The following is a 20445-nucleotide window of genomic DNA, read 5'->3' as shown; positions in this document are numbered from 1 at the left end:
CCCGGCGGGCGGGGCTGCAGCAGCTTCACCGCGTTGCGGCCGTTGGCCACGCCGAACTGGCCGGTGAACACCGGGATGTCCTCCACGCACACGGGCACGACCTCGGGCAGGTCGATGGGCAGGATGTCGCCGACCTTCAGGCGGGTGAGCTGGCGCAGGTCGATGCGTTTCTCGGCCAGGACGCTGGAGATGGTGATCTCGGCGTCGAGCAGGCGCTCGCGCAGGGTGGCGTTCCAGGTCTCGTCGCGGTCGTTGCGGTCGCTCTGGATGCCGGCGTCCAGCAGCTCCCGGATCGGCTCCAGCATCGAGTACGGCAGGGTGATGTGGATCTCGCCGCCGCCACCCTCCAGGTCCACGTGGAAGCGGCTGACCACCACGTACTCGCGCGGGGTGACAATGTTGGCGAAGTGCGGGTTGATCTCGGAGTTGATGTACTCGAACTCCACGTCCATCACCGGCGCCCAGGCCTCCACCAGGTCGGCGAAGGTCTGCTTGAGCATCAGCTGGATCACCCGCATCTCGGTCGGGGTGAACTCCCGGCCCTCGATGCGGGTCGGGTAGCGGCCGTCACCGCCGAAGAAGTTGTCCACCACGGTGAACACCAGCTTCGGCTCGAACACGATCAGACCGGTGCCGCGCAGCGGCTTGAACCGGATCAGGTTGAGGTTGGTCGGCACGTACAGCGAGTGCATGTACTCGCCGAACTTGACCAGGTCGATGCCGCGCACCGACAGGTCGGCCGAGCGCCGGATCAGGTTGAACAGGCCGATCCGCCACAGGCGCACGAAGCGCTCGTTGACCATCTCCAGGGTCGGCATGCGGCCGCGGATGATGCGGTCCTGGCTGGCGAAGTCGTACGGCCGGGCGACGCCGGGGTCGACCGGTTCGGGCTCGGTGTTGACCGCGCCGGAGTCGACGCCGTGCAGCAGGGCATCGATCTCGTCCTGGGAAAGCAGGTCGTTGACGCTCATGGCGGCGCGCGCCTCACTGGGTGACGAAGCTGGTGAACAGCAGGTCCTCGGCGGAGGGGTTGCCGGTCTCGGCGCGCATCAGCTTCTGCACCTCCTCCAGCGCCTCCTTCTGCAGCCGCTCCTTGCCGGCGCGGTCGGCGATGTCGGCGGCGCTCTGCTGGGCCAGCAGCATCAGCAAGCGGGCGCGGATGGCCGGCGCGTGGCGCTCGAGGTTGGCCAAGGCGTTGGTGTCGCGGGTGACCAGCTGGATCTCGACCTGCAGGTAGTGCGGGCCGTCCTCGCTGGCGGCGAGGTTGACCACGAACGGCGGCTCCAGCGCCATGTACTGGGCCTGCGCCGGCAGGCCGGCGGCGGCCGGCGCCGCTGCCGGCTCGGGCGCCTTGCGCGAGCTGATGAACCAGCCGGCGGCGCTGACCGCCGCCACCAGCAGCGCCAGCGCGCTGAGGATGGTCGGCAGCTTGCTGCGCAACCCGCCGCCGGACTGCGCCGGGGCGGTGGCCTTGGCTGGCTGGGAACGAGACGTCTTGTCGGCAGGGGCAGGCACGCGTCGATCTCCTGGGGTTGCCACCCGGAGGATGCAAGCCGCGTGCCGTTACCGCGCCGGAGATTTGGCGCCGGCCCGGCGCCTCAGGCGTAGGCGTCGAGCAGGCCGGCACGCATGCGCCGCGGCAGCGGCGCCGCGGCGGCCGTGCCGGCCCCGCCATCCGCGGCCGCGGCGCGGTCCGCGCTGGAAGCGGCGGCATCGCCGCCATCACGCCCGCCCTGTGGCGACTGCTGGCCGACGCCGGCATGGGCCAGCTGCAGGCCGTGCTGGCCCAGCAGCTCGCGCAGGCGTGGCAGGCCCTGCTCCAGCGCCTGGCGGACCTCGGCATGGGCGCTGGTGAAGTCGGCGCTGACCCGGTCGCCGTCGAGTTGCAGGCGCACCTCCACCGGCCCCAGGTCCTGCGGGGTGACCCGGATCAGCGCATGGCCGATCCTGCGGTCGGCCAGCCACTGCACCTGGGTGCCGACCTCGTCGGCGAAGCCGTCCTGGTACACGTGGGCCGCCGGGCCCGGTGCCACCGGCAGGGCCGCCGGCGGCGCGGCCGGCGCCGGGCCGGCCGGGGCATTGACCGGCGCGAGCATGGGCGCGAACGCCGCCGACAGCCTGCCGGCCGGATCGGCCGCGGCCTCGGCCGGCGTCCGCAGCGCGCCGGCCTCGGTGACGGCCGGCCCGCCGGCTTCGGCGAGCGCATCCGCGTCCGCGTCCGCCAGGGCCGCGCCCTCCGCGCCGGACACGGCCGGCAACGCCGCGGTCTGCACCGCGGGATCGGCCTGCACCCGGAGCGTGCTCCGGGGGGGGGCGGCAGGATCCGGCGGCGCCTCCTGCGGCGGCGCGGTGGCCGGGACGGCCTCGGTCGGCGTCGCCGGTGCGGGAACGGGCGCCGGCACCAGCAGGCTGGCCAGGCCCAGGGGCGGCCAGTCCGCGGCCTGCTGTTCGCCGTCGTCCCCGGCGTCGGCCGGCATGGCCGCGGCTTCCTCCGCCGTGGCCGCGCCGGCCTCGGCCGTGGCCGCGTCCTGCCCGCCGCGGGCATCGGCACGCGGGCGCGCCTGGGCGTGGCGGCCGCCCCCGCCGTCTTCCTCGCGCGCGACGGTTTCCGGACGCGGCCCGCCATCGCCCGGGGCACGGTTGGCGGCCGCATCGGTGGGCGCCGGGGCTTCGGCGCCCTGCAGCAGGCGGGCGAACCCGGCCGCCTCGGCGGAGCCGGACGGGGACGGCGCGGGCCGGGACGGGGAGGCGGGCACCGCGGAGGCGGCGCCGGGGAGCACGGCCAGGTTCACGGCATGCCCCCTTCGCCGCCCTCCACCTGGCGGGCGCGGGCGCGGCGCGCGCCCAGATCGTCCATCTCGCGCTGGCTGCGGCGCTCGTCTAGCTTCTGCTCCTGGGCGCGGTAGGAGGCGGCCAGCTGCTCCAGCACCTGCTTGTCGCGGCTGGCCAGCAGCAGGCGGGCGCGCTCGGCCTCCAGGCGCTGGCGGCTGAGGTCCACGTTGCGGCTCTGCTGCTCCACCGCGCTCTCCAGGCGGTCGAGGAAGGCGCGGCGGTTGGCCAGCTGGGCCGGACTGACGGCGGTCATCTGGGTGGAGGCGTATTCCTCCAGGTACCGGCGCAGTTCCTCCAGGCGCGACTCCTGCAGCGCGTGCGCCCGCTGGCGCTCGGCCAGCTCGCGGGCCACCGCGTCCTCGCGCTCCTGGGCGCGCCTCAACAGCGGATCGAGGCGACGGGACTGCATCATGCGGCGTTCTCCATGTCTTGCAGCAGTTGCGCCAGCGCGGCGCGGCTGTGTTCGAGGTCGGCGGAGCGGGCCACGTCCTGGCCGAGGAACTCGACGATCCGCGGCCAGCGCTCCAGGGCCTGGTCCACCAGCGGATCGTTGCCGCGCTGGTAGGCGCCGATCGCGATCAGGTCGCGGTTGGCGTTGTAGGCCGCCACCAGGCGCTTGAGCACGCGGATGCGCGCGCGCCAGGCCTCGTCGGCGATGTCCTGGACCACGCGGCTGACCGAGGACTCCACGTCGATGGCCGGGTACAGGCCCGAGTCGGCGATCCGGCGCGAGAGCAGGATGTGGCCGTCAAGGATGGCGCGGGCGGCGTCGGCGATCGGGTCCTGGGGGTCGTCGCCCTCGGTCAGGACCGTGTAGAAGGCGGTGATCGAGCCACGGCCCTTGGCGCCGTTGCCGGCGCGCTCGACCAGCGCCGGCAGCTTGGCGAACACGCTGGGCGGGTAGCCGCGGGTGGTCGGCGGCTCGCCCACCGACAGGCCGATCTCGCGCTGGGCCTGGGCGAAGCGGGTCAGCGAATCCATCAGCAGCAGCACGTTCAGGCCCTGGTCGCGGAACCACTCGGCGATGGCGGTGGCGCGGTAGGCGCCGTGCAGGCGTGCCAGCGGCGGGCGGTCGGCCGGGGCGGCCACGACCACGGCGCGGCGCAGCCCTTCCTCGCCCAGGGTGGTCTCGACGAAGTCGCGCACTTCGCGGCCGCGCTCGCCGATCAGGCCGACCACGATCACGTCGGCGGAAGTGAAGCGGGTCATCATGCCCAGCAGCGTCGACTTGCCGACGCCGGAACCGGCGAACAGGCCCACACGCTGGCCGCGGCCGATCGGCAGCAGGGCGTTGATCGCGCGCACGCCCACATCCAGCGGCTGGGTGATGGGTTCGCGCGCCAGCGGGTTGATCGCCGCGCCGGCCATGCTCACGCTGCCCTCGGCGCGGATCGGCCCTTTGCCGTCCAGCGGCACGCCGTCGGAGTCGATGACCCGGCCCAGCAGGCCTTCGCCCACCTCCACGCCGCCGCGCCGGCGCACCGGCACCACGCGGGCGTTGGGCAGCAGGCCGTGCAGCTCGGCGCTGGGCATCAGCGAGGTGCGGTCGCCGGCGAAGCCCACGACCTCGGCCTCGACCCAGCCGCCGTCGGCCACCTCCACCCGGCAGGTCGCGCCCATCGGCGCCTCGCAGCCGGTGGCCTCCAGGGTCAGGCCGACGGCGCGGCGCAGGATGCCCTCGCGGATCAGGCCGCGGCCGGCGGCCGGGTCCAGGGAAATGGCGTCCAGGCGCGCGGCCAGGCGCAGGTTGCGCGCGGCCAGCCAGTCGGCCGGCACGGCCAGGTCGCGGGGCGGGGAGGAGGACGGCGGGGTCATGCGCCGGCTCCGGCCTTGTGGATGACGCTTTCCAGCGCGCCGCGCAGACGCGCCTCGAGGGTGCCGTCGATGCGCATGGTCTCGGCGTGCACGCGCAGGTCTCCGCGGCCCAGGGCCGGGTCGGGCACCAGGCGCACGCCGGACACCATGGCCATCAGCGGGGCGAGGGCGGCGATGTCGTCCGGATGCAGGCGCACCTCGACGTCGCGGCTGGCACCGCCGACCACGTCCAGCGCCTCGGACACCAGATCCGACAGCAGCACCGGGTCGGCGGCATAGGCGCGGCCGATCAGGCTGCCGGCGATGCGCACGGCCAGCTCGCCCAGCGCGGCGGTGACCTCGTTCTCCAGGCGCGCCAGCGGGCGGGTGAAGTTGTCGAGGATGCCCTCGATCTGCGCGATCAGGCGGCGCACCTCCGCCTGGCCCTGGGCGAAGCCCTCCTGGCGGCCCTGTTCCAGGCCGGCCTCGTAGCCCTCGCGCCGGGCCTGCTCCTCGATCGCCTGGATCTCCTCCAGGGTCGGCGGGCGCGGGACCTCGACCTCCTCGACCGCCTCGACGACGGGCTCCGGCTCCGGCGGCGGGGCCACCTCCAGCTCGGGGGCGATCCAGCGCACGACCTGGGTCATACCAGCTCCTCGGCGCCCGGGCCGTTGAGGTTGATCACGCCCTCATCGGCCAGGCGGCGGACGATGGCCAGGATCTCCTTCTGCGCGGCCTCCACGTCGGACAGGCGCACCGGGCCGCGGGCCTCCATGTCCTCCAGCAGGATCTCGGCGGCGCGCTGGGACATGTTGCGGGTGATCTTGTCGCGCACCTTGGGATCGGCGCCGCGCAGGGCGATGCCCAGGCGCTCGCCGGAGACCTCGCGCAGCAGCATCTGCAACTCGCGGTCCTCCAGGTCCACCAGGTCGTCGAACACGAACATCAGGTCCTGGATGCGCTGGCTCAGCTCCGGGTCCACCTTGGTGATGGTGTTGAGGATGGAGTGGTCCTGGCCGGACTCGAGGAAGTTGAGGATGTTGGCCGCCACCTTCACGCCGCCGATGTTCGACGACTTGAGGTTCTGGTTGCCGGCGAACTGCCGCTCCATGATCTCGTTGAGCTCGTTGAGCGCGTTGGGCGGGATGCCGTCGAGGGTGGCGATGCGCAGCAGCACGTCGGCGCGGGCGCGCTCGGGCAGCAGGCGCAGGGTGTCGGCCGCGTGGTCCGGGTCCAGGTGCGAGAGCACGATGGCGATGATCTGAGGATGCTCGTTGCGCACCAGGTCGGCGATGGCACGCGGGTCCATCCACTTGAGCGTGTCCAGGCCGGTGGTGTTGCGCCCCAGCAGGATGCGGTCGATCAGGCTGCCGGCCTTCTCCGCGCCCAGCGCCTGGATCAGCACGTTGCGGATGTAGTCGTCCGCGCCCACGCCCAGCGAGGTCTGCCGGGCCAGGGCCCGCTCGAAGTCCTCCATGACCTGCATCACCTGCTCGCGGGTGACGCCACTCATGGTGGCCATGGCCAGGCCCAGCTTCTGCACCTCCTTGGCGCCCATGTGCTTGAGCACCTCGGCCGCGTCGGCTTCGCCCAGCGACAGCAGCAGCACGGCGGCGCGCTGCACGCCGGTCAGTTCATTGCCGGTCTCAGGCTGTTTCATTGCCCAGCCACTCCCTCACCACCTGTGCGACCCGCTTGGAGTCGGCCCGCACCGCCTCGCGCGCCGCGCGCAGGCGGTCCTCGTACGAATCGGACGTCAGCGCCGGCGGCGGCGCCTGGGTGAGCTGGGCCGTGTCCTCGGCCAGCTCTGGCACCTCGTCCTCCACCAGCGAGACCTCGGCGGTCTGCTGTTCCAGCGCCTCCGGCTCCTCCTTCCTCGGCTTCTCCGGCGAGACGATCTGGCGGATGGCCGGGCGCAGCACACCGAAGGCCAGCAGCAGCACCACCAGGGCACCCACCGCCACACGCAGGATGTCGCGCAGCTGCGGGTTCTCCCACCACGGCGGGGCCGGCAGCTCCTGCTGCTCGCGCACGAACGGGGCGTTGACCACCGAGACCATGTCGCCACGGCCGGCGTCGAAGCCCACCGCCTGGCGCACCAGGTCCTCCACGCGCTTGAGCTCCTGGTCGCTCAGCGGCTGCAGCTTCGGCTTGCCGTCCGGGCCGGGGCGCGGCACGTGGTCCACCACCACCGCGGCGGTGACCCGGCGGATGCGCCCGGCCGGTTGGCGTGTGTGCTGCAGGGTGCGGTCCAGCTCGAAGTTGCGGGTGGCCGAGCGCGAGGTCTCCGCCGGCACGGCGGCGTTGGCCGGCGCCTCGCCGGTGGCCCCCGGCGGGGCGTTGCTGGTGGCGCCGGGGATGCCCTGCGGGCCCTCGCCGGTGCTGGTGTTCTCGCTGACCTGCTCGCTGCGCAGCTTGGGCGGCTCGCCGTTGAACAGCTCGCGCGCCTCCTCGGTCACCGAGAAATCCATGTCCACGGTGACCTCGGCGTTGACTCGCCCCGGGCCGGTGAGCGGCTCCAGCAGCTCGCGGATGCGCTGGCTGTAGGCGTTCTCCTGGCGGCGGACCTGCTCGAACTGCAGCACGCTCAGCTCCGACTCCGAATCGGCACCGTTGCGGCTGAGCAGGCGGCCGCTCTGGTCGACCACGGTCACGCGCTCGGGCGCCAGGTCGGGGATGGAGGAGGCGACCAGATGCACGATGGCGTCCACCTGGTTGCGCTCCAGCACCGCGCCAGAGCGCAGCTCCAGCACCACCGAGGCGGAGGCGGCCTCGCGCTGCCGGGTGAAGGCCGAAGGCTTGGGGATGGCCAGGTGCACGCGCGCGTCGCGCACCGGGCGCAGGGTGGAGATGGTGCGCACCAGCTCGGTCTCCAGCGCGTGCTGGTAGCGCGCGTTCTCGACGAACTGGCTGACGCCGAAGCCCGGGTCGCGCTCCATCAGCTCGAAGCCCAGGCGGCCGTTGTCGGTCAGGCCGGAGCCGGCCAGCTTGAGGCGGGCGTCGTGCACATGGCTCTCCGGCACCGAAATGGCGCCGGTGGCCTGGTCGAGCTTGAACGGGATCTGCGCGGCGCGCAGCAGGTCGGTCGCCTCGGCCGTGGCCTTGGCGTCCAGGCCGGTGTACAGGGGCAGGTACTGCGGCTTCTGCGACCAGAAGAACACGAACAGGCCGGCCGCCACCGCCAGGGCGATGGCCAGCAGCATGCCCAGCTTGCGCATCAGCTGCATCTCCTGCAGCTTGACCAGCGCCTGCGCGGCCTTTTTCGCGGCCTGCTCGCGGTCGAACGATTCCGGGGTGATCGAAAGCGCCATCGCGGTTCAGTCCCTGCGCGTCACAGCGGCATGTTCATGACGTCCTGGTAGGCCTGCACCAGGCGGTTGCGCATCTCGACCGTGGCGCGGAAGGCGACCTGCGCCTGTTGTGCGGCGACCATCACTCGCGCCAGGTCGGCGCCGGGCTCGCCGCGCTCGAACGCGGCCTGCAGCTGGCCGGCGCGGGCCTGGGCCGGGTTCACGCCCTCGATGGCCCCGCGCAGGGTCTCGCTGAAGCTGGGATGGCGCGCCGCGCCGGCCTGGCCCGGTCCCTCCACCAGGCCGCGCAGGTCCTGCACGGCGTCGCCGCGCACCACGTCGCCGGTGGCGCGCGCGGCCTGGCCGAGCTGGCTCTGGTAGGCGCGGATCTGCGACAGGATGGAGCTGATCGAGTCGGTCATGGGAGGCCCCTGGGAGGTGCTCGCCATTGACCATGCAAGGCGCGTGCCGATGCCGTGCCGGGTTTCCGGCGCCGTGCCCGCCGGGGGTACCGTGGCCGCCCTGCGGCGCGCGACCGGCGGCGGCACGGCCGCCCGGGGCGCGGCCGGTCCGGCTCCGCAGGCCTCGGGTCAAGGGGAGCGGGGTGGGGTGATGCGCCGGGCGCCGTCGCGCCTTCCGTGGCGGCGACCGGGATGGCCGTGATGCGTGGCCGGCATCACGGACGCGCTGGCGCCGGCTCAGCCGGCCAGCTCGGGGTGCTCGCGCTCGATGCCGTACTTGCGCAGCTTCTCGACCAGGGTGGTGCGGCGCAGGCCCAGCAGCTGGGCGGCGTGGGCGACCACGCCCTGGGTGCGCTCCAGCGCCTCGCGGATCAGGGTCAGCTCGATCTGCGCCATGTGCTCGCGCAGGTCCAGACCTTCCTCGGGCAGGTGCGTGGCTTCCGCGGCCGAAGCCGCGCCGGCGGCAGGTGCTCGCGGTAGCGGGCCGGCAGGTCCTCCACCCGCACCAGGCCGCCCGGATGCAGCACCGCCAGGCGCTCGACCAGGTTGGTCAGCTCGCGCACGTTGCCGGGCCAGTGGTAGCCGGCCAGCGCCGCCAGCGCGCTCTCGGCGAAGCGCACCTCGCCGCGGCCGGTGCGGGCCAGCTGCGCGGCGATGGTGTCCACCAGCGCCGGCAGGTCCTCGCGCCGCTCGCGCAGCGGCGGCATCTCGATCGGGAACACGTTGAGCCGGTAGAACAGGTCCTCGCGGAACTGGCCCTCGGCGATGCGTTCCTCCAGGTTGCGGTGGGTGGCGGCGATCACCCGCACGTTGCACTTGATGGTCTGGTTGCCGCCGACGCGCTCGAAGCTGCGCTCCTGCAGCACGCGCAGCAGCTTGACCTGCATCGGCAGGGACATGTCGCCGATCTCGTCCAGCAGCAGGGTGCCGCCCTCGGCCATCTCGAAGCGCCCCTTGCGCGCGCTCAGCGCGCCGGTGAAGGCGCCCTTCTCGTGGCCGAACAGCTCGCTCTCCAGCAGGTCCGGCGGAATGGCGCCGCAGTTGATGGCCACGAACGGGCCGTCGCGACGCGCCGACTGGCGGTGGATGGCGCGCGCCACCACCTCCTTGCCGGTGCCGGACTCGCCCAGGATCAGCACGGTGGTGTCGAACGGCGCCACCTGCGCGATCATCCGGCGCAGGCGCTGCACCGCCGGGCTGGCCCCGGTGGGGCCCTCGTCGGCGCCGGCGGCGGCCTGCTGCTCGGCGTCCAGTCGCTTGAGGCTGGCGCGGCGCCGGCAGGCCGCCAGCTGGGCGTGACGGATCGGCGACTCCAGTGGCCACACCCCGGCCTCGTGCAGGCCGTAGGCGGCGGCGAACGCGGCCGGGTCGCCGTCCAGCAGCATCACCGGCGGCGGCAGCGGGGCGCCGGCCAGCCAGGAGAACAGGCCGCGCGCGGCGTCCCCGTCGTCGATCCCGCCGACCACCAGGGCCATCCAGTCGGTCGGCCGGTGGCGGCCGGTGTGGACATCGGCCGGGGAGGCGACCCAGCGCGGATTGAGGTCCATGAACTCCAGCAGGCCGCACAGGCGCTCGGCGCGCTCGGCCTGCCTGTCGATCACCAGGATCCGGGATTCACTCATGACGGATTACCTACGGACAGGCGCTCCAGGATCGGCACGACCTCCTGGAGATAGGAAAGCTTGCTGACGAAGTTGTCGGCGCCGGCGCGCGTGGCGTGCTCGCGGTGCTCGGCGTCGTCGAAGTGGCTGGCGATGACCACGTAGGGCGGATCGTCCTGGGCCTTGATCAGGCGCGTGGCCTGCAGCCCGCCCATCTCGGGCATGGCCAGGTCCATCAGCACCACGTCCGGGCGCAGCGCCTCCGAGCGCTCGATCGCCTCCAGGCCGTTGGCGGCCGTGCCCACGACCTCCAGCCAGTCCAGCCGCCGGAAATGGCGCATGGCCGCGTTGATGAACCCGTCGTGGTCGTCCACGATCAGCACCCTCACCTTGTTCATCGTTCTGTCCTCGTTCTGGCCTCAGCCCGCCTGCGCCTGCGGGGCCGCGGCGCGGCGGCGCTCCCTGGCCGGGGCGATGTTGAGCTGCTCACGATACTTGGCCACGGTGCGGCGGGCGATGTTCACCCCCTGGCGGGCCAGCAGCGCGGCGATGGCGTCGTCGGACAGGGGCCTGCCCGGCGGCTCGGTCTCGATCAGGCGGCGCACCATCGCCCGCACCGCCGCCCCGGAGACACTCGCGCCTTCCAGGCGCACGGCGAAGAAGTGCTTCAGCTCGAAGGTGCCGCGCGGCGTCTGCATGTACTTGCCGCTGGTGATGCGCGACACGGTGGATTCGTGCATGCCGATGGCCTCGGCCACCTCGCGCAGGGTCAGCGGCGCCATGGCCTCCTCACCGCGCTCGAGGAAGGCGGCCTGGCGCTCGACCAGGACCCGGGCGGTGCGCAGCAGCGTGTCGTAGCGCATGGACAGGCCGCGGGTCAGCCAGCGCGCCTCCTGCAGCAGCTCGCGCATCCGCCCGGCACCTTCGCCGGCCTGGGCCAAGGCGCGCTCGTAGCTGCTGTTGACGGTCAGGCGCGGCGCGGTGGCCGGGTTCAGTGCCACCCGCCACTGGCCGTCGGCATGCCAGACCACCACGTCGGGGACCACGTACCCGGCCTCGGCCGGCTCGGCCTCGGCGTGCGCGGGGCGGGGCTGCAGGGACAGCAGCAGGCGCACCGCCTCCTCCACATCCGCCGGCTCGGCGTCCAGGCGGCGGGCGATGGCGGCGTGGTCGTGCGCGGCCAGCAGCTCCAGGCACTGTTCCAGGATGCGCGCGGCCAGCGGCCGGCCCGGGACGCGGCCGGGCAGGGCGACCAGCTGCGCGGCCAGGCACTCGCGCAGGTCGCGCGCGGCCAGGCCGGCCGGCTCGCCGTGCAGCAGATGCCAGCGCACCGCCTCGATCCGCGCCGGGTCCATGTCGAAGCGGGCGCAGGCGCGCATCAGCAGCGCCTGGTGGTCGCCGTCCAGGTAGCCGGCGTCGTCGCAGTGCTCCAGCCAGAAGCCGGCCACCTCCATCTCGCGGTCCGGCAGTTCCAGGGCCAGGCGCTGCAGCACCCGCACGAACGGATCGCTCGAGGCCGGCTCGGCCACGCGCTGCATCGGGTCGTCGTCGGCCTCGTTCCAGCTGGCCCCGGCCACGTCCCACATGGACGGCTCGGGCAGCTCGTCGAATGCCGCCGTCTCCAGCGCCGCGGCGCCGGCCGGGTCCGGCGGCCCGCCATCGGCGGTGGCCACCGGGGCCTCCTCCTCCAGCTCCAGCAGGGGATTCATCGCCAGGGCCTGGGTGATCTCCTGCTGCAGCTGCAGGGCGTCCAGCTGCAGCAGCCGGATCGACTGCAGCAGCTGCGGCGTCAGGTGCAGCTGTTGGCCCAGCTGGAGCGAGGCTGTGGCTTTCATCCGAACCCCCCATGCGCCAGAACCGCGGCGCGATGGGGGCATCGTGCGCCCCGCGCGACGGAAACTGAATCAGGGCGATGCCGTATTCCCGTCGTCAATTACCCCACGGCGTGTCCGGGATACCCCTACAATGCACTGGATTTGCGCCGTCGCCGCGGCGGAAATTCGACGTACGTCTCAACTTCAGCCCAGCTCGTGGCGGTACCTGGCCGCCAGCAGCACCAGTTCGTTGGCGCGGCGGCAGCCCAGCGTCTCCATCATGCGGGCGCGGTGGGTCTCGACGGTCTTGACGCTGATGCCCAGCTGGGCGGCAATCTCCTTGCTGCTCAGGCCGCGGCCGATCTGGGCCAGGATCTCGCGCTGGCGCGGCGGCAGGGCGGCCACGCCGGACGGCTTCGAGCGGCCGAGCATGGGCGCGATCATCTTCGAGGAGATGCGCGGGCTGAGGAACACCTCGCCGTTGGCCGCCGCGCGCAGGGCCAGCTCCAGCTCCAGCGGCGCGGCGTCCTTGACCACGAAGCCGGCCGCGCCGCGGTCCAGCGCGTCACGCACGTGCATCGGGTCGTCGTGCATGGACATCATCACCACCCGGGTGTCCGGCACCCGCTCGAGGATGCCGGTCAGCGCCTCCAGGCCGTTGCGGCCGGGCAGGGACAGGTCGAGCAGGACCAGGTCCGGGCGGTGGAAGGCGGCCAGGTCGATGGCCTCGTCGGCGTGGCTGGCCTCGGCGACCACGTCCACGTCCTGGAACCCCTGCAGCAGGCGGCTGAGCCCCGCGCGCACCAGGGTATGGTCGTCAACGATCAGGACACGCACGGGGGGATTCGGGATCGTACTGCGCCGGGAATGCGGCCACCTTAGCCCATCGCTCCGCCGATGTGTAGGCGACGGCCCGGCTCAGCGGCGCCGCGCCCCCGCCACCTGGCGGCGGTGCATGCGGAACAGATGGCGGCCCATGGCCTCCTCCAGCCCCTCCGGCAGATCCGGGAAACGCAACCATACCTGGACCGCATCACCGGTACGGTCACAGGCAGCCACCACCACCGGCAATTCCAGCTCGTCCGGAAGCCAGTCGGCCGGCTGCAGGCACACCGCGCCGGCGGTGCCGGCGGCCGGAGGCTCGGCCCGCTCCGGCAGCCGCAGGCGCAGGCCGCGCACCGACCAGCGCAGCGGGACGGGCGGCAGCGGCCGGCCGGACTGCCGCACCAGCCGGGCCAGCAGCGCCAGCACCAGGTCCAGCTTGGCGTCCAGGCGCTGGGCCAGCAACGGCAGCTCGCCGCGCTTGTCCTCGCCGGCATCGTCGCCGCCGCGCAGGTCCTCGACCCGGGCCAGGCCCAGCAGCAGCGCCTCGGCACGGCTGGCATTGGCCGCACCGCCCGGCACGAAGCCGGCCGGCAGCACGGCCTCGCAGGCGAGGGTGTCGCCGAACAGTGCCTCCTCGGCGGCGCGGGCGTCCGCGGACCAGTGCGCGTCGGCGGCGGCCATCATCCGGCTCCCGCTCCGGTGTAGGCGTGCACGGCGCGGGTGGCCGTGCGTTGCCGGCACATCAGTGCCAGCAGCCGGTCCTGGTGGTGGCGCATCGCGGCGATGACCTCCTGCTGGCGGGCCTGCAGCGCCTGCACGCCGTCGCGCAGGCCGGCCGCGCCCTCCAGTGCGCAGAATTCCCCCACGGCACGGCTGTAGGCGTCAAGCATCGGCGGCAGGGACTCGATCTCGCCGCGCTCCATCGCCGCGCCGATCCGGTCCAGCGCCTGGTGCAGTTCCGCCAGCCTGACGGCCGCGCTCATAACGGCATCACCCGCTGGCCGTGCGGAATCGCGTTCCACGCCGACTCGATCTCGCCCAGCAGGTCCAGGCACTCGCCCAGGGCGGTGGCGTCATTGTGCAGGTTGGCCTCGGTCAGGCGGCGGACGATGTAGTCGTACAGCGCGGCCAGGTTGGCGGCCACGTGGCCGCCGGCCTCGTGGTCGAGCATGCCGTTGAGGTGGCCGATGATGGCGCAGGCCTCGCCAATGGCCTGGCCCTTGCGGGTGATGTCGCCCTGTTCCAGGTACGCCTGGGCGCGGCGGATGCGCTGGCTGGCGCCCTCGTACAGCATGGCGATCAGCTGGTGCGGATCGGCCTCCGCCACACGGGACGAGACGGCGGTCTTCCGGTACTGGTCGGCGAGGTTGCGCTTGGCGGCGTACATGGTGGGCAATCCTGGTGGCGGTCCGGCCGGTGCACGGCGGAGGATGCGATGGGCATGGCAAGGTATCGGCCGCGGCCCACCGGGCTTGAGCCCGCGGCCGGCCGGGTCAGCTCCTGCTGCCCTGCGCCAGCAGGCCATTCAGCGAGCTGGCGCTGCTCTGCAGCTGCAGGATCATGGTCTCCATGGCGGTGAACTGGGCGGTGTACAGGGCGGCCAGCTTCTCCATCCGCAGGTCCAGCTGCTCCAGCTGCTTGTCCAGGCCTTCCTTCTGCTTGTCCAGGTTCTCGGTGCGCCGGGCCAGCACGCCCTCGCTGTCCAGGTAGGTCTTGAGCACGGTGCGCAGCGGGGAGGCGATGGCGCCTTCCTCGCCGAACAGCCGGGACACGGCCTGCGGATCGGCGGCCAGGGCCTCGCCCAGCTTGCCCTTGTCGAAGCTCATCACCCCGGCCTTGTCGAGGGTGAGGCCCAGCGCCTTCAGCTCCAGGGTGTGTCCACTGGCCAGGTTGCGCAGCTGCTGCTGCAGGCCGCGCACCAGCGAATCGCCGGTCAGGGCCGCGGCGGTACGGGTGGCCGAGTCGTAGCGGGTGGTCGTGCGCAGCACCGAGCCGGCGCCGTTGTAGGCCGAGACGAAGGCCTCGATGGCGCTTTCCAGTTCGGTCCTGTCGGCCTCTACCTCCAGGCGGAAGGCCTCGCCGGGCCTGGCCGTGGCCAGGGCGAGGGTGACGCCCGGCACCAGCTCGGCGATCTCGTTGCTGGCGGAGGTGCGCTCGAAGCCGTCCACCCGGACCCGGGCGTCGGCCGCGGCCACCTGCTCGACCAGGCCTCCGCCGGCGCCGTTGGTCACCGCCGCCAGGCCGCCATCGCCGCCGCTGGCGGTGATGGTGAGGGCATTGGCCAGACCGGTTCCGCGGGCGGTGAACACCAGGTGCTCGCCGTCATCGGCGGTGATCACCGCCGCGGTCACGCCCTTGCTACCGGCGGCACGGTTCACCGCGCGGGCGATGTCGGCCAGGGTGGCGCCTTCCTCGAACTCCACCGTCAGGCTCTGGTCGTCGTCGCTGCCCCAGGCGATCGACAGCGTGCCGCTGCCGACCACCGCGCCGGGCGCGTACGCGGCCGAGGCCAGCTTCTGCGCCGTGGCCAGCGCCAGCACCTCCACCGAGTACGAGCCGGGGACGGCGTCGGAAGAGGCGGTGGCGGTGAAGCCGGCGCCCTCCTGGGCCCTGGCCTGGAAGGACGGCTTGTGCGCCACCGCCGCCAGCTTCTCCAGCGCGGTCTGCAGCGAGGACAGGGAACTCTTGATCTGGCCGACCGCCGACAGCTTGGTGTTGATCTGGCTGGCCTGGGTCTTGAGCCGGCTCTCGGTGGGCTGGCGCGAGGCCTGCACCAGCTGCGAGACCAGGCTCGGGATGTCCAGGCCGGATCCGGTGACGGAAATCGTGCTCATGCTGCTTCCTCGGTTCTGCCCGCGGGCGCCGGTATGCGTGCTTCCGTACCGTTAGCGGCCGCCGGGCGTGCCACTTGAGCGGGGCCTTCAGTCGGGCATCCAGCAGGCCAGCCAGGCCCTGGCGCTGGCCGGGTCCAGCATCCAGTCGCGGTGCACGGCCTCGCGCAGGGCCTCGCCGGCGCGGACCGTCGCGGCCAGGTCGGCCAGGTGCATGCGGATGGCCTCGACCCAGTCGCGGAACCGGGGCTTGACCCGGGTGACCGGCAGCCCGTCGCGGAAGGCCTCCACGTCGCTGCAGACCACCGGGTATCCGCAGGCGCCCAGCTCCAGCAGGCGCAGGTTGCTCTTGCAGCGGTTGAACTGGTTGTCCTCCAGCGGGGCGATGGCCAGGTCCAGGTCCAGGGCAGCCAGGCGGGCAGGGTAGTCCTCGATCGCCACGCCGGGGTGGAACTCGTGCACGTACGGGCGCAGCCTGTCGGGACACAGCCCCATGAACACCCAGTCGACCTCGTCCGCGAGGGCCTGGACCACGTCGGCGATCATCTCCAGGTCGCCGCGATGTCCCGCGCCGCCGGCCCAGCCGACCCGTGGCCGTGCACCTGCGCGGCGGCCGCCGCGCAGGTGGCCCCACCACTCGGCCGGCAGGCGGTTGCGGGCCACCCGGATGTCCGGATGCAGGTCGCGCAGGGCCTCGGCCAGCGGCTCGGTGGACACCACCAGGCGGTCCATCTGCCGCAGGGCGGCGGCCATGGTCTTGCGCACGTCCTTGGGCAGCTGCCCGCGATGGATGCTCTTGAGCGGGGCGTTGGGCAGGTAGTCGTCCAGCTCCGCCACCTTGAACACCCGGCTGAAGCCGCACATCCGCCGCTGCGCCTCGACCTGCGAGGCCAGCATCTGCCGCTGGAACACGACCGCGTCGGGGGCCAGGCGTTCCAGCTCCGCCGGGCTGAGGTAGCGGTTGCCCAGGCGCACGTCGGCCACGCCGTTGGCGACCATGGCCCGGGCCGGGTGGATCACCCGGTAGTAGCCGCAGCCGGCACGGTCGGCCGGCAGCGCCAGCACCTGCGGCAGCCCGGTGACCAGGACGGGGGGGTTGAGCCAGGCCTGGGTCTCCAGCTCGAAGCCGCGGCCTTCCAGCGACAGGTTGCGGTTGTAGGCCGGGTCGTGGGCCAGCAGTGGCAGCCATTTGGCGTAGACGGCCTCGAGCGCCTCGGCCGGGACGTCGGCCGGGTTCGCCGCGCCGCCGTCCTTGCCGCGCCCGCGGCTGGCACCGCCCTCGTGCAGCAGCACGGCATGCGGTGTCCAGACGACCAGATAGCCGGCCTGACGCACCGCCAGGCACAGGTCCAGGTCGGCGAAGGCGTTGCGCAGGGGGCCGCCGGCCATGCCGCCGACCTCCTCGAACACGGCCTTGCGCACCATCAGGCAGGAGCCGGACACGGCGCTGTAGTCCTGATCCACCTGCAGGCGGTGCATGTAGCCGGGCGCGTCGTGGCGCTCGCCGACGAAGGCCCCGCCGGCCGGACCGCTCAGGCCGAGCACCAGGCCGGCCTGGTCCACGCTGCCGTCCGGGCGCAGCAGCTTGGCGCCGACCACGCCCACCTCGGGGCGCTGGGCATGGTTGAGCAGGGCCTCCAGCCAGCCGCCGTCGAGCACCGCGGTGTCGTTGTCCAGCAGCAGCAGGTATTCCCCGCGCGCCTGCGCGGCGGCGGCGTTGACCATCGCCGCGTAGTCGAAGCCGCCGGGGTGGCGCAGCACGCGCAGCTGCGGACTGCCCAGCGCCTCGATGCCGTCCAGCCAGGCGCGGGCGGCGGCCTCGCTGCTGCCGTTGTCCACGATCAGCACCTCGTAGTGCGGATACGCGGTCTTCTCCAGCACGCTCTCCACGCAGCGCTGCAGCAGCGGGAACTGGTCGCGGGTGGGGATGATGACGGACACACCCGGTGTGTGGGCATGGCCATAGCGGATGCGGTAGCAGCCGGGATGGTGCGGCTCGACGACCGCGTTGGCGTAGCCGCGGTTCCGGAGGTGGCGCTCCAGCGCAGCGATTTCCGCCCGGCTGGTCTGCAGCACCTGCGGCGGGGTGACCAGCAGGGGCTCGTGGACATGGACCAGCCCCCCGATGCCGGCCGTCTCCAGCAGGCGCAGCAGCAGGCCGAGCTCGGCGGCCTCGCCCAGGCTCCCGTCCAGGCCCCCGGCCTCGACGAAGACGTCGCGGCGGAACAGCCAGTGGCGGGACAGGCTCGCCGGCGTGGACAGGAGCAGGTCGAGGTTGACGTCCGGGCGCAGCAGGGCGGCCAGGCCGCCGCTGGAGGTGTGCATCATCCCGTCGGCGTAGGCGGCACGGGTGTCCGGCGCCGCCGCCTCCTGGACGAGCGCCTGCAGTCCGGACACGGTGAATTCGTCGCCCGCGTCGGCCAGCAGCAGCCAATCGCAGGGCCGTCGGGCGGCCACCTCGTTGACCGCGTCGAGGAGGCGGCCATCTTCACGTTGATGCCACTCCACGCCCGTCCACGCCGCACTGCCCGCGTCCTGGCGGGAAGCGCGGCTGACGACGTGGATGTCCAGCCTGAACGGCCGGTCGCGCGAGGCGGCGCGCAGGCTGGCGATCGTCCTGCCCAGCGGCGTGTGCAGGCCGGTGCGGTCGAGGACGAACACACGCACCTCCGCAGGCCGGCCCTGGCCGGCGGCGCGCGCGTTCGCCTGCCGGAGGAGGGCGGGGGGCATCTGGCGGGACTCCAGCCAGTCGGCGACGGCGGTGCCCCGCTCGGTTTCGGCGCGGGAGGCGCGCAGGCGCCTGGCCTGCTCCAGGCTTCCCCGGAGCGAGGCGGACATGGGGGGCAGGGCAAGGACCTTGTCCAGCACCGCGTCCACCCATGTGGGCAGGTGGAAGCCGGAACGGACCCTGGCCGCCAGCTCCTGCGCCTGGCCGGCAGCCGCGGCAAAGCCGGCCAGGATTTCCCCGGCGACGGACGCCGCGCCCAGGCGGCGGTTGCAGCAGCGGCCGGAGAAGTTGTAATACGCGGCGCGCTCGAAGTTGTCCGGGCCGATGTATCCGGGCCCGCCGAAGCGGTCGTAGCAGTACACCGGGATGCCCTGCGACAGCGCGGCCTGGGTCGTGCGCCCGATGGTCAGCACCACGTCCACGTCGGCCAGGAGTTCCGGGGTCACCCGCCTGGCATCGTGGCCATACCCGTGGATCACCACTTCCAGGCCCGCGTCGCGCAGGTGCGGGATCGCCGCCATCACCTCGGCCGGCACGTGGTTGGACACGATCGCCAGCTTGCGGGGCGCCGCCGGGAGCCGGCGCAGGGCGTGGCGCTCCCACTCGCGGGTGATGCAGTTGGGCATCACCGTGATGGAATCGGCCGTGATCCCGTATCCGGCCATGACGTCGCGGGTCTCGGGGGAATTCGCGAGCAGGTGGGTCAGGCTGCCGGCGTAGAGCGGCGGGCACTCCAGTGGCTCGGAGGGCGACAGCGAGGAGAAGATCACCCGTTCCGCGGACAGGTTCCGCTCGAGCAGCAGGGCGTCGAAGCAGCTGGCGTGGTGTCCCCAGAACAGGTCGAACCGCGTCTCCAGGGGTGCGCGCGCGGCGGACAGGTCGATCCACTGGATTCCCAGGGCGTCGAAATCCCGGCGGATGTCGCCATCCTTGATGAACGTGGCGACGGTGACCGAATGGCCGCACTCGACCAGGTACTGGGCGATCTCGTACGTGACCAGTTCCGAGCCGGCGTACCGGGCCAGCGAGTTGTTGGAGAGCAGGATCTTGGACATGTGGGGGCACACCCCTGGATGTCCCCCCGTCGATGCAAGCCCCGTGCCGGCGGGGTGGGCGGGCAAACGAAAGGCCCGCCCCATCCGGGGCGGGCCTGCCGGATCGTGCCTGCCGGGAACTTACTGCAGGAGGCTCAGCACGCTCTGCGGGATCGCCTTGGCCTGGGCCAGCATCGCCGTACCGGCCTGCTGCAGGATCTGTGTGCGGGTCAGCTCCGCGGTCTCCTTGGCGTAGTCGGCATCCTGGATGCGGCTGCGCGAGGCCTGCAGGTTCTCCGAGCTGACCTGCAGGTTGGCGATCGCCGAGGCGAAGCGGTTCTGGATCGCACCCAGGTCGGCGCGTGCCTCGTTGACCTCCTGCAGCGCCGCGTCCAGGTCGTCCAGCTGGGTGGCGGCGGCGCCGGCGTCCATGGCCTCCACGGTGAAGCCGGAGCCGGTGATGCCGCTCAGAGCGGTCTTGATGTCGTTCAGCGAGATGTCGATCTTGTCCTGGTCGGTCGCGCTGGCGCCCACCTGGATGGAGATGGTGGTGTCGGCGTTCAGCAGCTGGCGGCCGTTGAACTTGGTGCTGTCGACCACGCGCAGGATTTCGTCCTTCAGCTGCTGGACTTCCTTCTGCAGCGCCTCCTTGTCCTCGGCCTCGTAGGTGCCGTTGGCGGCCTGCACGGCCAGCTCGCGGATGCGCTGCAGGTTGTTGGCGATCTCGCCCAGCGCGCCTTCGGCGGTCTGGGCCAGGGAGATGCCGTCGTTGGCGTTGCGGATCGCCTGCTCCATGCCTCGGATCTGGGCGGTCATGCGCTGGGAGATGGCCAGGCCGGCGGCGTCATCCCTGGCGCTGTTGATGCGCAGGCCCGAGGACAGGCGCTGGACGGTCGTGGCCATGCTCGCGCTGGTGGTGCTCAGGTTGCGCTGGGCATTGAGCGACATCACGTTGGTGTTGATGACTTGCGTCATTTTGAGTCTCCTCTAAGCGATTCATCCCGGCGGGTAGGACTGCGTAACCTTGGCCGGACCTCCGCAGGGGGGTCATCAATCTGACCGGTGCCGCTGCTGTACTGGTTAACGGCGCCAGCATCCGGACCTTTAGGGAAGGTCTGAACAACCCGCTCTGCCGCCCGGATTGCGGCATCGTGGCGCCGGCCTGGCGTCGCTTTCGAGCCGGATTTCGCCCGTGCAGGGCGGTTTTTGGCGGGTTTCCCCGCCTTACGGACGCA

The 20445-nt window shown here is 72.7% G+C and carries 18 protein-coding genes and 1 pseudogene; all 19 read right to left on the bottom strand.

What is annotated here, in order from left to right; genetic code table 11:
- Positions 1-971, bottom strand: a 971-nt coding sequence (gene fliM, locus CR938_RS10645; RefSeq protein WP_162124989.1) for a flagellar motor switch protein FliM, incomplete at its 3' end; no start/stop codon positions are given.
- A 13-nt stretch (positions 972-984) separates the two neighbouring features.
- On the bottom strand, positions 985-1515 hold the full coding sequence (locus CR938_RS10640; protein ID WP_162124988.1) for a flagellar basal body-associated FliL family protein: 531 nt from the start codon (positions 1513-1515) through the stop codon (positions 985-987).
- 83 nt (positions 1516-1598) lie between these two features.
- Positions 1599-2792 carry a flagellar hook-length control protein FliK gene (locus CR938_RS10635; protein WP_162124987.1) on the bottom strand — a complete coding sequence of 398 codons (1194 nt, stop codon included), beginning with the start codon at positions 2790-2792 and terminating at the stop codon, positions 1599-1601.
- A complete protein-coding gene (gene fliJ, locus CR938_RS10630; protein WP_162124986.1) occupies positions 2789-3244 on the bottom strand; it encodes a flagellar export protein FliJ in 456 nt (151 codons plus the stop codon). The genes CR938_RS10635 and fliJ overlap by 4 nt, the downstream gene beginning before the upstream one ends.
- Entirely contained in the window at positions 3241-4647 is a 1407-nt protein-coding gene (gene fliI / locus CR938_RS10625; protein WP_162124985.1) for a flagellar protein export ATPase FliI, read from the bottom strand. Before fliI ends, fliJ begins: the two co-directional genes overlap by 4 nt.
- Positions 4644-5273, bottom strand: coding sequence for a FliH/SctL family protein (locus CR938_RS10620; protein WP_162124984.1), 630 nt, complete (start codon positions 5271-5273; stop codon positions 4644-4646). The genes fliI and CR938_RS10620 overlap by 4 nt, the downstream gene beginning before the upstream one ends.
- A complete protein-coding gene (fliG, locus tag CR938_RS10615) occupies positions 5270-6259 on the bottom strand; it encodes a flagellar motor switch protein FliG (RefSeq protein ID WP_162124990.1) in 990 nt (329 codons plus the stop codon). The genes CR938_RS10620 and fliG overlap by 4 nt, the downstream gene beginning before the upstream one ends.
- A 13-nt stretch (positions 6260-6272) precedes the next feature.
- On the bottom strand, positions 6273-7937 hold the full coding sequence (gene fliF, locus CR938_RS10610) for a flagellar basal-body MS-ring/collar protein FliF (protein ID WP_162124983.1): 1665 nt from the start codon (positions 7935-7937) through the stop codon (positions 6273-6275).
- Between the two features lie 20 nt (positions 7938-7957).
- Positions 7958-8338, bottom strand: a complete 381-nt coding sequence (gene fliE / locus CR938_RS10605; RefSeq protein WP_162124982.1) for a flagellar hook-basal body complex protein FliE — start codon at positions 8336-8338, stop codon at positions 7958-7960.
- Between the two features lie 276 nt (positions 8339-8614).
- Positions 8615-9999 (bottom strand): annotated as a pseudogene (locus tag CR938_RS10600) (sigma-54 dependent transcriptional regulator).
- Positions 9996-10376: a response regulator gene (locus CR938_RS10595; protein ID WP_162124981.1), complete on the bottom strand. Its 381-nt coding sequence runs from the start codon at positions 10374-10376 to the stop codon at positions 9996-9998. Before CR938_RS10595 ends, CR938_RS10600 begins: the two are co-directional and overlap by 4 nt.
- Before the next feature lie 21 nt (positions 10377-10397).
- Complete coding sequence (gene rpoN / locus CR938_RS10590) at positions 10398-11813, bottom strand: RNA polymerase factor sigma-54 (RefSeq protein WP_162124980.1); 1416 nt, start codon at positions 11811-11813, stop codon at positions 10398-10400.
- Between the two features lie 183 nt (positions 11814-11996).
- Entirely contained in the window at positions 11997-12629 is a 633-nt protein-coding gene (locus CR938_RS10585) for a response regulator (RefSeq protein ID WP_162124979.1), read from the bottom strand.
- Between the two features lie 81 nt (positions 12630-12710).
- Entirely contained in the window at positions 12711-13298 is a 588-nt protein-coding gene (locus tag CR938_RS10580) for a PilZ domain-containing protein (RefSeq protein WP_425502440.1), read from the bottom strand.
- A complete protein-coding gene (locus CR938_RS10575; protein WP_162124977.1) occupies positions 13298-13600 on the bottom strand; it encodes a hypothetical protein in 303 nt (100 codons plus the stop codon). Before CR938_RS10575 ends, CR938_RS10580 begins: the two co-directional genes overlap by 1 nt.
- On the bottom strand, positions 13597-14004 hold the full coding sequence (gene fliS / locus CR938_RS10570) for a flagellar export chaperone FliS (protein WP_162124976.1): 408 nt from the start codon (positions 14002-14004) through the stop codon (positions 13597-13599). Before fliS ends, CR938_RS10575 begins: the two co-directional genes overlap by 4 nt.
- Before the next feature lie 106 nt (positions 14005-14110).
- Positions 14111-15451: a flagellar filament capping protein FliD gene (gene fliD / locus CR938_RS10565; protein WP_162124975.1), complete on the bottom strand. Its 1341-nt coding sequence runs from the start codon at positions 15449-15451 to the stop codon at positions 14111-14113.
- 87 nt (positions 15452-15538) lie between these two features.
- Entirely contained in the window at positions 15539-19231 is a 3693-nt protein-coding gene (locus CR938_RS10560) for a glycosyltransferase (protein ID WP_162124974.1), read from the bottom strand.
- A gap of 120 nt (positions 19232-19351) precedes the next feature.
- On the bottom strand, positions 19352-20185 hold the full coding sequence (locus CR938_RS10555; protein WP_162124973.1) for a flagellin N-terminal helical domain-containing protein: 834 nt from the start codon (positions 20183-20185) through the stop codon (positions 19352-19354).
- Positions 20186-20445: the final 260 nt, after the last annotated feature.

This window comes from Pseudoxanthomonas taiwanensis, assembly GCF_010093135.1.
GTDB classification, from domain to species: domain Bacteria; phylum Pseudomonadota; class Gammaproteobacteria; order Xanthomonadales; family Xanthomonadaceae; genus Pseudoxanthomonas; species Pseudoxanthomonas taiwanensis.
The sequence above is the reverse complement of the archived record's forward strand: the minus strand, read 5'-3'. Positions and strand labels throughout refer to the sequence as shown.